Raw genomic sequence first — 12,915 nt, 5'->3', positions numbered from 1 at the left:
GCTCACTTCCCGGAATAGATCTGATCGAAGGTGCCGCCATTGCCGAAATGCTCGGGCTGCGCCTTTTTCCAATCGCCGAAATCGGCGATGGTCACCAGATCCAGCTTGGGAAACCGTGCCACATCGGCCGGATCGGCGGCGCTGGCATCCCAGGCACGATAGTAGTTCTTGAAGGCCAGCGCCTGCCCTTCGGGGCTGTAGAGAAAGTTCAGATAGGCATCGGCCAGCGCCTTCTGCTCGTCATCGGCGATGTTCTTGTCCACCAGCGCCACCGGCGGTTCGGCCAGGATCGAAACCGAGGGCACCACAATGTCGAACTGGTCGTCGCCCAGCTCGTTCAATGCCAGATAAGCCTCGTTCTCCCAGGCCAGCAGCACGTCGCCGATACCGCGCTGGGTAAAGGTCGTGGTCGAGCCGCGCGCCCCGGAATCCAGCACCGGCACATGCTGGAAAAGCTCATGCAGGAATTCCTTGGGATCCTTGCCGTTCTTTTCGGCCCAGGCCCAGGCGGCCAGATAGTTCCAGCGCGCGCCGCCCGATGTCTTGGGATTGGGGGTGATCACCTCGACACCCTCCTTGACCAGATCGCCCCAGTCGCTGAGCCCCTTCGGGTTACCCTCGCGCACCAGGAAAACGATGGTCGAGGTATAGGGCGAGGAGTTGTGCGGCAGCCGGCCCTGCCAATCCTCGGGCAGCAGGCCCTTGGCGGCGATCTGATCAATGTCCGAGGCCAGGGCCAGCGTCACCACCTGCGCCTTCAGCCCGTCGATCACCGCTCGCGCCTGCGCGCCCGAGCCACCATGCGAGCTTTCGACGACCGGCGCCTTGTGACCCTCGGCCTCCCATTTCTTGGCAAAGGCCGCGTTCACTTCGCGGTAAAGCTCACGCGTGGGGTCGTAGCTGACGTTCAGCAGGCTGTTCTCGGCATAAGCCTGCCCCCCGGCCAGCCCCAGCCCCGCGACCGTCGCCAATACCGCAAGGCCGCGACCCAGACCGCCCCGCAAAAGGCGGTCCAGAAGGGTCGGATGCAGCGGAACGCCGGTCATACGCTTGATGCCATCCTGGATGGTGATGCGGCCACCCGAATGACGGCGGATGACGCGGCCATGGGCCAGTTGGCTGTCGTTGACGCGGATGGTGCGGATCATCGGATCTTCCTTCTAGGGGCCGGAACACGGGTAAGCGGCACGAGTGTTAATTCCGTAATTACGACAGGACTAGTAGATAAAAGCAAGAGAAAAGACGAATTCTCCGATGGAGATTAATTTTCTCTTTTATCAGATACTTGCGAACAATTCCTTTATTTATCGCTGCTTATACGCAGATCACGAACCCCGCACCGCCCCGATTCGCAGCAGCCCGATGCCCCTCCCCGAAGCGCGCGGCTCGGCCTTCTTTGCTTCCCAAATACCCCGGCGACGGCGCATCCGGCGCTTGCATATCCGCGACGCTCCAGTCGCGCGGCACGAAAAAACCGCGCCTCTCGTAGAAGCGCGGCCCTGGGCTTTCACCGTTTTCCCGATCCCGGCAGCGCGACCGCCGGCGGCCTACTCGGCCAGTTTCTCCTCGGCCTTCTGGGCCAGCGCCTCGGCGCGGGCGGCAAGCTCGGCCATCGCCTCGGACAGGCTTGCGGGCACCACCGGCACCTCGACGCGGGGCGGGTTCTGCTTCAGTCGCGCCAATTCGCGCTCGGCCGCGATGGCGCGGTCCTCCAGTCCCGAGGTCCGGTCGGCCAGCATCAGCCCTGCCAGCAGCAGCAGGCGCGGCTCGGGCATGCGGCCCGCCTGACCCAGGATCGCCTGCGCCTCGGTGTCCAACAGGACGGCGGCACGCCTCAGCAGCCGCTCCTCGCCTTCCTGACAGGTCAGAGAGTAGCTCTTGTGCCCGATCGAGAGTTCGACGACAGCCATGGTTCAGTCCCTTTCCTCGGCGGTGACGGTGGCATCGACGCGCGGATCCGGGGACACCGGCGCCTCGACCTGGACCGGCGCGCGGCCCGCAGGCTCGGGCTGGGCCAACATGCGGTCGAGCGAATCGATGATATCGCCCATCTGGCCCATCTCGGCGGCGCGGGCGGCCTTCAAGGCGGCGATCTCGGCCTCATGCGCGGCCAAGGCGGCGGGTTCGGCCCCCTGCCCCGCCTGGGCGGCGATCAACTGGCGGTTCGCCTCGGCCAGGGCTTCGTTGGCGGCGGCAAGCGCGGCGGCCTCGTCTCCCGCCGCGTTCAGCCGCTCGTTCGCCTCGGCCAGGCGCGTCTCGAACCCGGCCAGAAGCTTCGCCTCGCGCTCGCGCAATTCGGCCAGTTCCGCGTTCAGGCGCTGGTTCTCGGCCCGAAGCGCGGCAGGCGCATCGCCTTCGGGCGGGCGGGTGGCGCGGTCAATAAAGTTGTCGATGCGATCAAGCGCGGCGATCAACCGCTTTTCGCTGGCGTTCAGGTCGTCTTTCATCGGCCAGGATCCTTTTGGTAGCTGGTCGTTCGGCAAATATGCACAGATTCAGGCTGCACGCTTGTGACTTTTTGGCATCGCCCGGCGCGTATGACAAGAACAGGCGGGGCTTTCGGCACTCCTGCGGCGGTTTCTTGTGCGCGCCGGCGCCATGCGCGGCCCGGCTGGCGCTTTTCCAGATCCGACTTTCCAGATCATGGACCCGCCCCTATAAGGCGGGCGAGCCTGCCCTGAGGAGACGAGATGCGCCGCGCCACCATCAGCCGCCAGACGGCCGAGACCTCGATCGAGTTGGACCTGAACCTGGACGGGACCGGGCGTTATCAGAACGCGACCGGCGTCGGTTTTTTCGACCATATGCTGGACCAGCTCTCACGCCATTCGCTGATCGACCTGACCATCCGGGCCAAGGGCGACCTGCATGTCGACGACCATCACACGGTCGAGGATACCGGCATCGCGCTGGGTCAGGCGCTGGTCAAGGCCCTGGGCGACAAGAAGGGCATCCGCCGCTATGGCCGCTTTCACCTGGCCATGGACGATGCACAGGTCGCGGCGGCGCTGGATCTGTCGGGCCGCGCCTATCTGATCTGGAACGTCGATTTCCCGACCGAGAAGATCGGGACATTCGACACCCAGCTTGTGCGTGAATTCTTCCAGGCGCTCGCCACCCATGGCGGGGTGACGCTGCATGTGGACCGCATCCACGGCTTCAACAGCCATCACATCGCCGAGGCCGCCTTCAAGGCCGTCGCCCGCGCGCTGCGCGAAGCGGTCGAGCACGATCCGCGCATGGCGGGCGTGCTGCCCTCGACCAAGGGGGCGCTCTGATGCGGGTGGCCCTGGTCGATTACGACAGCGGCAACCTGCATTCGGCAGAGAAGGCATTCGCGCTGATGGGCCGCGAGGTCGGCGCCGAGGTGGTCGTGACCTCGGACCCGGCGGCGGTGCTGGCGGCGGATCGGATCGTGCTGCCCGGCGATGGCGCCTTTCCGGCCTGCAAGGCCGCGCTGGAAGCCGTGCCCGGCATGGTCGAGGCGCTGCGCGAGGCGGTCCTGGATCGCGGCGCCCCCTTCATGGGCATCTGCGTCGGCATGCAGATGCTGGCCGATCTGGGCCATGAATATCGCGACACCGAGGGGCTGGGCTGGATCGGCGGAGAGATCGACGCCATCGCCGCGCGCGAGGCAAATCCGGGCCTGAAAGTGCCGCATATGGGCTGGAACGACCTTCAGGTGCTGGGCGGCCATCCGGTGCTGGAGGGGGTCAATTCGGGCGATCACGCCTATTTCGTGCATAGCTGGCAGTTCCGCGTAGCCGATCCCGCGCATCTGCTGGCGCGGGTCGATTACGGCGGCCCGGTCACGGCGGTGGTCGGGCGCGACAATATCCTGGGCACCCAGTTCCACCCCGAGAAGTCGCAATCCGTGGGCCTTCGCATCATCGCAAATTTCCTGCGCTGGCGTCCCTGAGCGGCAGTGACGGGGGCTTTGCCCCTGCGTCGCCACCGGGCTCGGGATCCATTTCCTTGAGCGATCAGCGTGATTCAGCCGCCGCAAGCAGGCCGACGCATGAGCGATCCTGTCGGCTGGCAAAGATGTGGATGGCGCGTCCCGAGTCCTTCTTTCCCAGGCGTCACGGCAGGCCGCGTGCCGAAAATCGGCGGATCATGATGCTGACGGATTAGAGAGCACGTTGAAAAAGCGGAGAAACCCTGCAATCCAGGCGGGAGATCCCGCAATGGGATCGAGACCGTGTTGCCGGTATCGGCTGCGGCATGCTGGCTTTGTCGGCCTATTCGATAACCTGGCTCGATGGGCTGGTCGCCTTCCTTTTCCTGTCGCGCCTCATGCTGTTCGCCGACGGTGCCGGCCCGCTCCCGCGCCGCCCAATGCTCGCATGAGGGCCGATCACGTTGCCATTTCCCACAAATGACTTCAGCAAAAGACCTTTGATTTTGCAGGAAGCGCGGTGCCACACTTCGCTTCAGCAGCGCCCGGATTGCACAGAGGATCGGTCTGCATTTCCAGATATAGCTTCAGCATCGTGCGGATTTGGACCCGGCATGGTGGATTTGGCGACGATTTCGGAGACGCAGTGGATAGAGGCTCGACGCCGCGCTGAATCCGGTCGGCCGCACGGGAGCTTGGGATCGGAGCGTCACGTCTATACGCTGGTGCGGCGCATGAGGGAGGCCGGCGGCGCGGTCAGTGCGCTCCTGCCGAAGGATGGCCGGGGTGGTCGCGGCCGGATCCGTCTGGCGCATCCGGCCGAAGAACTGATGACCGGCATCATCGAGGGCGTTTATCTGACCTCGCAAAAGAGAAACGCCGCCGATGTCGTTCGTGAGGTGCGACGGCGGTTTGCGGCCAGCGGGCAACCGGCTTCTTCTGCAAACACGGTCCGCCGGCGCATCAAGGCCCTGCTGCCAGCCCCGATCTGTCTTATTATGGTCGATCCCGTCGGACGGTTGCCGATTGGCCGGCCCTATCTGACGGCCCTATCTGACGGCCGCCATCGACGTTTTCAGCCGGTGCATCGCCGGGTTTCACCTTTCGCTGGATACGCCCTCGGCAACCGGCGCCGGGCTTTGCCTGACACATGTTGCCTCGGACAAGACACCGCGGCTGGAAGCGCGCCATCGGGATCACGCTCCACGGCCTTGAAGCTGTAGGGCGTCGATGGCGCGATCCCCAGAACCCGGCGGATCGGCCCGACGGCAAGGACGCCACGATGATCGTCGGGGAACACGATCATTATCCGATCCTTCTCGGCGCTCGTCAGGCCGCCGCGCTGCCCGGCGTCACGTTCGGCCTGCCGACGCCAGACGCGCAGGCTGCCCGGAACAGCCAAGCTTCGGTGCAATCGCCTTGTAGGCGGTGAACCTTTGCTTCGTCATAGGGCTCATCCTTTGAGTGCTCTACTCTCCGGCAAACACGGGGCGGTCCTGCATGCCAGCGGTTTTCAGGATTATCAGGCCCGTTCCAGGTTAAGCCGGATCAGTTCCGCGACTTGGGCGGGATGGGTGATCGGCAGCATATGCCCGGCATCGGGCAGGGTGGCGCGTCCGACATCGGGCAACCGCGCGGCCAGGGCCTGGGCGATGGCGGGGATCGCGGCGGGGGAATTGCCGCCCATCAGGATCATCACCGGCGCGTCGATCCCCTCAAGCCCGCCCGGCCGCAGGATATTGGCGCTGTCCCGCATCAGCGCGTCATTCCCCGCGATCACCATGTCGATCTGTCGCGCCAGCCGCGCCTGCCCGGCCTCGCTCTGCCGCTCCCAGGGAACGCCGCCCCAGATCGAGATGAAACGCCGCGCGGCCTCATCCTTCCGGCCTGTCCGGGCCAGCGCCTCGATCCCGTCCATGATCTCGTCGTTGCGTGGATCGGGGGCGGCCGCGAACAGGACCGGCTCAATCAGGGTCAGGCTGCGCACGGCCTCGGGAGCGGCGACCGCGATGCGCAGCGCGACGGTCGCGCCCAGGCTATGACCGATCAGGTCCAACGGCCGGGTGATCAACGGCGCGACCAGCCGGGTCACATGGCTGTGATAATCGGCAGGCTCGCCCGTCCAGTCGGGGCTGGCGCCATGGCCCGGCAGATCGGGGGCCGCGACCTGAACCAGATCGCGCAGCTTGCCCGCGACCGGCCCCCAATAGCTGGCATTGCCCATCATGCAATGCAGCGCCAGGGCGGGACGGCCCTCGGCGCCGGGCCATTGCCGAAGATGCAGCGCGCTCACAGGCTGGCCAGATGCCGGTCCAGGAAGTCCAGTCTGTCCTGACCCCAGAATTTCTGCCCCGTCTCGCGCAGAATATAGAAGGGCACGCCGAAGGCCCCGTCCGCCACCGCCTGTTCCAGGTTGCGGCCATAGGTCTCGGCGCCAAGCAGCAGGCCGGAATCGGCCAGCCCCGCGTCAAAGCCCGCCTGGGTCAGCAAATCGCGGATCACCGCATCATCGGCGATGTCGCGGTTCTCGGCCCAGAGGGCGCGCAGGATGCCTTGCACCAGCGCGCCGGTATCGCCGCCCCCCGCCGCCTGCGCCGCGATGACCGCATAGGAGGAGGGGGCGGTGTTCACCGGAAAGAAGGCCGGCTTCGGTTGCAGCGGCAGGTCCAGGTGCCGCGACCAGCGCGCCAGTTCCTGATCGCGGTATTCCATCCGGCTGGGATGGCGGTTCGCGGGACGGATGCCGCCGGTCCGGTCGAAAAGCTGCCAGCTATCCAGCGGCTTGTAGGTGATTGTCGCGCCATGCTTTTCCGCGATCCGCTCCAGCCTGTCGCCCCCGAGGTAACAATAGGGGCTCTGAGTGCTGAGGTAATAGTCAATATGCGCCATGATCAGGACTCCGGGGTTTGCGGGCAGGCTAGCCCGGTGCTAAGCGGGGTGCAATCGCACGAATCCACGGAGCAGCCATGCCCGCCATGACCGAACCCAAGCTGATTGCGGGCAATGCCAATCGGCCGCTTGCCAACGCCATCGCCCGCCGCATGTCCATGCATCGCGGCATGAACGTCGCCCCCATCGAGGCGCGGGTCGAGCGTTTCAACGACCAGGAGATTTTCGTCGAGGTCTATGAGAACGTCCGGGGCGAGGACATGTTCATCATCCAGCCGACCTCGAACCCGGCGAATGACAACCTGATGGAACTGCTGATCATGACGGATGCGCTGAAGCGTTCGTCCGCCGCACGCATCACCGCCGTGATCCCCTATTTCGGCTATGCCCGCCAGGACCGCCGCGCCAAGGCCCGCACGCCGATCAGCGCCAAGCTGGTAGCGAACATCCTGACCGAGGCGGGCATCGACCGGGTGCTGACGCTGGATCTGCATGCCACGCAGATCCAGGGCTTTTTCGACATCCCGGTGGACAACCTCTACGCTGCGCCGGTCTTCGCGCTGGACATCCGGCATCATTTCCGCGACCGCATGCAGGATCTGATGGTGGTCTCGCCCGATGTGGGGGGCGTGGCGCGCGCGCGCGAACTGGCCAAGCGGATCAACGCGCCCCTGGCTATCGTGGACAAGCGCCGAGAGAAGCCGGGCGAAATCGCCGAGATGACCGTGATCGGCGAGGTCGCGGGCAAGAGTTGCATCATCGTCGATGACATCTGCGACACGGCCGGCACGCTCTGCAAGGCCGCCGAGGTGCTGATCCAGCATGGCGCGACCGAGGCGCATGCCTATATCACCCATGGCGTCCTTTCCGGCCCGGCGGTCGAGCGGGTGCGGAACTCGGTGATGAAATCTCTGGTCATCACCGATTCCATCGAGCCGACCGAGGCGGTCAGAGCCGCCGCCAATATCCGCATCGTGCCGACCGCGCCGATGTTCGCGCAGGCGATCCTGAACATCTGGAACGGCACCTCGGTCAGTTCGCTGTTCGAGGTCGATACGCTTGGCCCGATCTACGAAGGTCTTTACACCGCGTTCTGATCCCCGGACACGCGCCGGACTTCATGCCCCGGTCCCATTGGGCCGGGGCATCTGCGTTTCGGACCGCTTAAAGAAAGCGCGGGAATTCGATCTTCGGGCAGCGATCCTCGATTACGGTCAGTCCGCAGGCACGGGCGCGGGCGGCTGATTCGGGGTCGCTGATGCCCAGTTGCAGCCAGACCGTGCGCAGATGGGGTAGCTGGTCGATGGCCTCCTCGATGATCCCCGCCACGGCCTCGGCGCGGCGGAATATATCTACCATGTCCACCTTGATCTCGCGCGGGATGGAGGCCAGGTCGGCATAGGCCGACTCGCCCAGGATGGTCTGGCCGGCATGGCCCGGATTCACCGGAATCACGCGAATTCCCTGCGATTTCAGATAGCGTGCGACGCCCCAGGCGGGGCGCGCCTCGTTCGGGGACAGGCCCACGATGGCCACGCAGCGGGTGTCGCGCGCGATGCGGGCAATGTCGTCGTCCACTGGCGAAAAACCGATGTCGCGGGCGATGGCGGATGTCATTTGATCCTCCCCAAGATCTGGACGCAAAGTGGCATAGAAAAAGCGCCCGGTCCAGATGTCCGGCCGGGCGCAAGTCGCGGAACGAGGGACAGTGATCTGAACAAGAGCGTTCCGTGCTCAGGTTCACCTAATAAACTAGAACTGTGGCTGAAAAGTTCCACACCAATCGCGCGAATGTGAGCGATTTATTTGTGTGAGCGGCTCCAGGCGGCCTTTGCCTGCCGAAGGATAGCGTCTGGATCGGCCAGAAAACGCTGCCGTGCCTGCTCCGAGCGCATCAGATAGGTCTTGTGGCCCAGGACGGCGAAGAAGCGCGGATTGCCGGGCTCGGAGCGCCCCTCGCTTAGCGCGACCACGCAAAGCCCGCCCCAGACCGGGGCAAAGGCTTTCGGATTGGCCTCGAAGGCGTTGCGGTTCTGCTCGCTGGCGAAATGCCAGGCTTTGCCCTTCCACATGGTCACGATGTCCGAACGTCCCGGCACCGCCGCGCCCTCGGCCGAATATGAGACAGGGTCCATCCCGTCCAGCGCCCAGTCCTGGGCAAGCAACGCCTGCGCGGGAAGCGCAAGGCCAAGGGCAAGGGCGGCAAGTCGAATCATGGGTGGATCGGCGAGGCGGTTTTTGTGACGGTCTTCCAGCATCTGGCAAATCGCCCCCGGAATCTCAACCGAGACGAAAATTTTCTATCCGCGATGTGATCTTTCCGCGCGCGGCCGTGAGGGGATCTGGGTTGGAGCCACGGAAAGCCATCCGCGAAAGCCGCTTTTGCGCCGACGCCCGGCACGGGCCAGACACGGCCCGGACACGGGGGCAATCCCCCTCGGCCTACCCCCGCGAAGCCGCATAAAGCCCCACCGCCGCCGCGTTCGACACGTTGAGCGAGCCGAAATCCGCCGCGAAGGGGATCCGCGCGACATGGTCGCAGGTTTCACGCGTGCGCTCGCGCAGCCCCGGCCCCTCGGCGCCCAAGACCAGGCAGATGGCGCGGTTAGGCAGTGCCTCCAGCACCTCGGGCAGCGTCCGCGTGCCGGTGCCGTCCAGACCGATCACGATATAGCCCATCGCCTGCAATTCGATCAGCGTATCGGCCAGATTGCCGACCCGCAGATAGGGCTGGCGCTCCAGCGCGCCCGATGCAGTCTTGGCCAGCGCCCCGGTCTCGGGCGCGGAATGGCGCGAGGGCGCGATCACCGCCCGCGCCCCGAACACCTCGGCCGAGCGCAGGATCGCACCCACGTTATGCGGGTCCGTCACCCGGTCCAGCGCCACCAGCAGGGGCCGGCCCGCGCCCGACAGCACCACATCCTCAAGCCTGCCCCATTTCAGCGGCTTCACCTCAAGCGCCGCGCCCTGATGCACGCTTTCCGGTGGCAGCGGCACGATCTTGTCGAAGCTGCGCGCATCCGTGATCTCGGGCTGGGTGTTCGGGGGCAGAGGCCCCAGCCGATCCAGCGCGTTCTGCGTCACCACCAGGCGCAGCTTTTCCCGCGCGGGGTTGGACAGCGCATCGCGCACCGCATGCAGGCCGAACAGCCAGACGGTTTCCGCCGCCGCGGCGCGCCGGGCGCGCTCCTTGTCGATGACCCAGGTGGGTTTCTTGGTCTTCTGCGGTTTCTCGGCCATGGTCCCGGCTTTTGCTTGGCGCTCTCGTGCTTTGGGTTGCGCAGAAAACGCTCGGGAATGCAAGTTTCCCGGCCGTTCGTCCCGGAGACGGTCCCGCGAATTTTTTCCGCCCGACTCCGCTTGACGCCCCCGCAAGGGACGGGTAATCACCCCCCCACGCCGAGGCGTTCGGCGGGCGACGTGCTGCAAGGTGCGGCAGCGGACTGTAACTCCGCCGGGGAGACCCATGCCTGGTTCGATTCCAGGGTCGCCCACCATTTCCTCTGAAAACCAAACAAAATCAACGAAGTGGTGTCCCGCATTCGTGCAATGCGGCAGCATGCAAATCAATGGGTTATGACGCAGGTGTCCCGCAGCTCCGGGCCTCGCCTGCATAAAGAAAACCGCCGGAGGAGCTGGCACTCCATCCGACGGCGCTATCGAAGGTCTTCTGACAAAAGAATATGTCACAGCGCCTCGCCGCGCAACCCCGTTGGGAGGTGTGGCATGAGCTGGAAGGTTGCGAACCTTTGCGCCGCACGGCGCTTCGGCAGTCCGGTCCGAAAGCAGATCATCATGTTTCTGGCTGACAAGGCCAGTGACGATGGCTCGGGCATCTGGTGTTCCAAGGGCACGATTCAGCGGCACACCGAGCTTGGCGAAACCACCGTCAAGCGCACGATCAACGAGTTCCTGAGCGAAGGCATCCTGATCGAGACCGGCCGCCGCGCCTGCAAGAACGGTTTCACCATCGTCTATCGCATCTCGCTCGCCGCTGTCCGCACATTGGAGCGCATTGCGGAGCCGGAAGACGAGACGGGGTCCACAGAGGACGGGGTCTTCCGTGAACCCGGAACAGGGTCCGTAGCGGACCCGGTACCCCGTCCACAGCGGACCCCAAACCATCCTGAAACCATCCATAAACCACCTACGCGCGCAGGTGCGCGGGAGGTGGAAGAAACCTGGTCTGCTTATCCAGAGGACAGGCGGCGGGATCAGCCCTCCTGCGAACGCTGGATCTCGGAAGCACTGGATGAGGTCGATGCAGCGGTCCTGCTGGCCGCAGTCAGGGCCTATGCGAAGGACAGCGCCGGCTTTACCCGATCAAAGGTCAGTTTCTCGGACAACTGGTTCCGTCTTGGCAGATGGCGCCCCTATGTCGCGACCTTGCGCGCTCAGGATGCCACCAACGCCAAACTCGCGGCGGCGTCCCTTTCAAAGGCCGCTGACTGGATCAAAGCCCGGCACGGGATGTGCCGTCACCTCTCCGCTCGGCAGGTCTATGATGCGGTCACTCTCGGGCTGGTGAGTGCGGCCGAAGCAGCGAAGGCAGGCTTTGGGCCGGATGGTCGCCATGTCTGACCGCTTTGGAAAGTCGATCTTCGCGCATAAGCAAACCTATTCTCGCAAGGGCAACAGCAAGAGCAGGTCGGTCAGCGACATCGCGGATGAGGCCGAGCGGCTGGACGGGGCCTGTCCGCATGTCGCAAGCCCGCAACCGCCCAACATCCTCGAAGGCATCCGGCCCTCGGAGGTGGTCGCGCTGATCGAGCAGCGTATCACGGAGCAGAACAAGCTACTGCGGCGGTTGCGCAAGGAGCAGCCGGATCGCAAGGACGATTTGCGCGGCATCCGCGTCGATACCCACGTGCTAATCGGCAGCGTGTTCAGTTTTCCCGATCCGGTGGAGGACATGGACCAGGCCGAGTATCTGCGCTGGCGCCGGGACGTGATCGCCTTCGCTAGGGACGATGCGGCCCGCAACGGGGCCGAGGTGCTTAGCATCGTTGAACATCTCGATGAAGCCCACCCGCATGTGCATGTGCTGGCCGTGCCCCTCTGTGCCGATGACAATATGCGCATGGACGCCAAGCGCTGCCATGAGGGCCATCGCGAGCAGGACCGGCACAAGGATCACGGCTGGTCCGGCTCGCCGTCGCGCAGCTACAAGCAGGCGATGCGCGGCTGGCAGGACCGCTATCACGCCGAGGTTGGCGCGAAGCATGGGCAGGCCCGGACGGGGCCGCGCCGCCGCCGTCTGGACCGGGCTGCGTGGAAGGCCGAGCAGGAGCGGCTGAAGGCGCAGAAGGAGGCGGAGATTGCCATCTTGCGCGCCGCAGAAGCCCGTCGCCTTGCCGACGAGGAAGTGCGCCGCCACGACTTAGTCATGCAGGACACGGTCGCCAGCCGGCTTCAGGAGGCCGAGACGATGCATGCCATCGCCACCGGCGGGCTGATCGCCGCCATCCGGCAGGTCGATCCCGACCCGGTGCTGCTGGAGCGGCTGGAGACCTCCGGACAGATGGGCAGCTGGGCGAACCACGATGCGGATCGCAACCGCGAGATGTCCCTCGCGCTGGCACCGGTGCTCAGCGACGGATTGGAGGCCCTGCGCCAACCGCCGGCAGGACGGGGGTTGCTCGAAGGGCTCTCCGGCTTCCTGCGCGGGGTCGCGGGTTGGGTCAATAGCCTCGCCGGTGCCAGTCCGCGCTGGCTGAAATGACCGGAAACCGTGACCTATGTGGCGCAAGGGGCGAAGCAGGCGTTTGATACGACTTACACAGCCTCGACCCTGGCCGGAGTCATCGAGGCCTCGCCGGCATGGCAATCCTTCACCGGCGAGGCGCGGGCACGGCTGGATCAGGCGCGGGCGGTGCAAGCGCTGACGAATCCGCGAGCCTCTCGACCAGACGCTTCATCGCAGAGGGGCATATGACAGCATGCGCTTATGCCAATATGCGCATCCGGCGGAGGGCAGGCGATTGCGTCCGATACGATTTCTTGGTAATATCCGGTATCGATGCACAGGAGGTCTGCATGTCCCGCAACACTTCGGTTTCGCTCGGCGACCACTTCGTCAGCTTCATCGACGCGCAGGTGAAGGGCGGCCGCTATGGCTCGGCCAGCGA

At 65.2% G+C, this 12,915-nt stretch carries 16 protein-coding genes and 1 tRNA gene; 9 read left to right on the top strand and 8 right to left on the bottom strand.

Features of this window, described 5'->3' with window-relative positions; all coding sequences use genetic code 11:
• Window positions 1-2: 2 nt before the first annotated feature.
• The 3 genes from QM682_RS13330 to QM682_RS13320 all read right to left on the bottom strand — a co-directional run bounded on the left by QM682_RS13330 (window position 3) and on the right by QM682_RS13320 (window position 2,447).
• Window positions 3-1,148, bottom strand: coding sequence for a sulfate ABC transporter substrate-binding protein (locus QM682_RS13330; RefSeq protein WP_415130527.1), 1,146 nt, complete (start codon window positions 1,146-1,148; stop codon window positions 3-5).
• A gap of 399 nt (window positions 1,149-1,547) precedes the next feature.
• Window positions 1,548-1,910, bottom strand: a complete 363-nt coding sequence (zapA, locus tag QM682_RS13325; protein ID WP_415130525.1) for a cell division protein ZapA — start codon at window positions 1,908-1,910, stop codon at window positions 1,548-1,550.
• A gap of 3 nt (window positions 1,911-1,913) precedes the next feature.
• Window positions 1,914-2,447, bottom strand: coding sequence for a hypothetical protein (locus QM682_RS13320; RefSeq protein WP_415130523.1), 534 nt, complete (start codon window positions 2,445-2,447; stop codon window positions 1,914-1,916).
• 243 nt (window positions 2,448-2,690) lie between these two features.
• Between QM682_RS13320 and hisB the strand changes: the two genes are divergently transcribed.
• The 4 genes from hisB to QM682_RS13300 all read left to right on the top strand — a co-directional run bounded on the left by hisB (window position 2,691) and on the right by QM682_RS13300 (window position 5,330).
• The gene (gene hisB / locus QM682_RS13315) at window positions 2,691-3,278 is read left to right on the top strand and encodes an imidazoleglycerol-phosphate dehydratase HisB (RefSeq protein WP_415130521.1); all 588 of its coding nucleotides are present in this window, start codon (window positions 2,691-2,693) and stop codon (window positions 3,276-3,278) included.
• Complete coding sequence (gene hisH, locus QM682_RS13310) at window positions 3,278-3,919, top strand: imidazole glycerol phosphate synthase subunit HisH (RefSeq protein WP_415130519.1); 642 nt, start codon at window positions 3,278-3,280, stop codon at window positions 3,917-3,919. Before hisB ends, hisH begins: the two co-directional genes overlap by 1 nt.
• Window positions 3,920-4,512: 593 nt before the next feature.
• The gene (locus tag QM682_RS13305) at window positions 4,513-5,121 is read left to right on the top strand and encodes a hypothetical protein (protein WP_415130517.1); all 609 of its coding nucleotides are present in this window, start codon (window positions 4,513-4,515) and stop codon (window positions 5,119-5,121) included.
• Window positions 5,122-5,180: 59 nt separating this feature from the next.
• Window positions 5,181-5,330 carry a hypothetical protein gene (locus QM682_RS13300; protein WP_415130515.1) on the top strand — a complete coding sequence of 50 codons (150 nt, stop codon included), beginning with the start codon at window positions 5,181-5,183 and terminating at the stop codon, window positions 5,328-5,330.
• Window positions 5,331-5,420: 90 nt separating this feature from the next.
• Here QM682_RS13300 and QM682_RS13295 read toward each other — a convergent pair whose 3' ends face one another.
• Both QM682_RS13295 and QM682_RS13290 read right to left on the bottom strand, forming a co-directional pair.
• Complete coding sequence (locus QM682_RS13295) at window positions 5,421-6,191, bottom strand: alpha/beta fold hydrolase (RefSeq protein ID WP_415130513.1); 771 nt, start codon at window positions 6,189-6,191, stop codon at window positions 5,421-5,423.
• The gene (locus QM682_RS13290) at window positions 6,188-6,787 is read right to left on the bottom strand and encodes a 2-hydroxychromene-2-carboxylate isomerase (RefSeq protein WP_415130511.1); all 600 of its coding nucleotides are present in this window, start codon (window positions 6,785-6,787) and stop codon (window positions 6,188-6,190) included. Before QM682_RS13290 ends, QM682_RS13295 begins: the two co-directional genes overlap by 4 nt.
• A 77-nt stretch (window positions 6,788-6,864) precedes the next feature.
• On the opposite strand from QM682_RS13290, the gene QM682_RS13285 reads away from it, so the two are divergent.
• Entirely contained in the window at window positions 6,865-7,884 is a 1,020-nt protein-coding gene (locus tag QM682_RS13285) for a ribose-phosphate pyrophosphokinase (RefSeq protein WP_415130509.1), read from the top strand.
• A 67-nt stretch (window positions 7,885-7,951) separates the two neighbouring features.
• Here the strand turns inward: QM682_RS13285 and QM682_RS13280 are convergent, their stop codons facing one another.
• The 3 genes from QM682_RS13280 to rlmB all read right to left on the bottom strand — a co-directional run bounded on the left by QM682_RS13280 (window position 7,952) and on the right by rlmB (window position 10,027).
• Window positions 7,952-8,404, bottom strand: a complete 453-nt coding sequence (locus tag QM682_RS13280) for a CoA-binding protein (RefSeq protein WP_415130507.1) — start codon at window positions 8,402-8,404, stop codon at window positions 7,952-7,954.
• 185 nt (window positions 8,405-8,589) lie between these two features.
• A complete protein-coding gene (locus QM682_RS13275) occupies window positions 8,590-9,003 on the bottom strand; it encodes a YHS domain-containing (seleno)protein (protein WP_415130505.1) in 414 nt (137 codons plus the stop codon).
• Window positions 9,004-9,229: 226 nt separating this feature from the next.
• Entirely contained in the window at window positions 9,230-10,027 is a 798-nt protein-coding gene (gene rlmB, locus QM682_RS13270; protein WP_415130503.1) for a 23S rRNA (guanosine(2251)-2'-O)-methyltransferase RlmB, read from the bottom strand.
• 173 nt (window positions 10,028-10,200) lie between these two features.
• On the opposite strand from rlmB, the gene QM682_RS13265 reads away from it, so the two are divergent.
• From QM682_RS13265 to QM682_RS13250, 4 genes are all read left to right on the top strand, one after another.
• Window positions 10,201-10,284 (top strand) — tRNA-Tyr (locus tag QM682_RS13265).
• A gap of 229 nt (window positions 10,285-10,513) precedes the next feature.
• Window positions 10,514-11,368, top strand: coding sequence for a hypothetical protein (locus tag QM682_RS13260; protein WP_415130501.1), 855 nt, complete (start codon window positions 10,514-10,516; stop codon window positions 11,366-11,368).
• Window positions 11,361-12,509 (top strand): plasmid recombination protein, encoded by a 1,149-nt coding sequence (locus tag QM682_RS13255; protein ID WP_415130499.1) that lies wholly within the window; start codon window positions 11,361-11,363, stop codon window positions 12,507-12,509. The genes QM682_RS13260 and QM682_RS13255 overlap by 8 nt, the downstream gene beginning before the upstream one ends.
• 98 nt (window positions 12,510-12,607) lie before the next feature.
• Window positions 12,608-12,915 (top strand): type II toxin-antitoxin system ParD family antitoxin (locus QM682_RS13250; protein ID WP_415130497.1); only part of this gene is annotated, 308 nt, incomplete at its 3' end.

The sequence above is a fragment of the Paracoccus sp. (in: a-proteobacteria) genome, from assembly GCF_047605025.1.
Lineage (GTDB): Bacteria > Pseudomonadota > Alphaproteobacteria > Rhodobacterales > Rhodobacteraceae > Paracoccus.
Note: the sequence above shows the minus strand (reverse complement) of the source record. Positions and strands in the feature narration are given on the sequence as shown.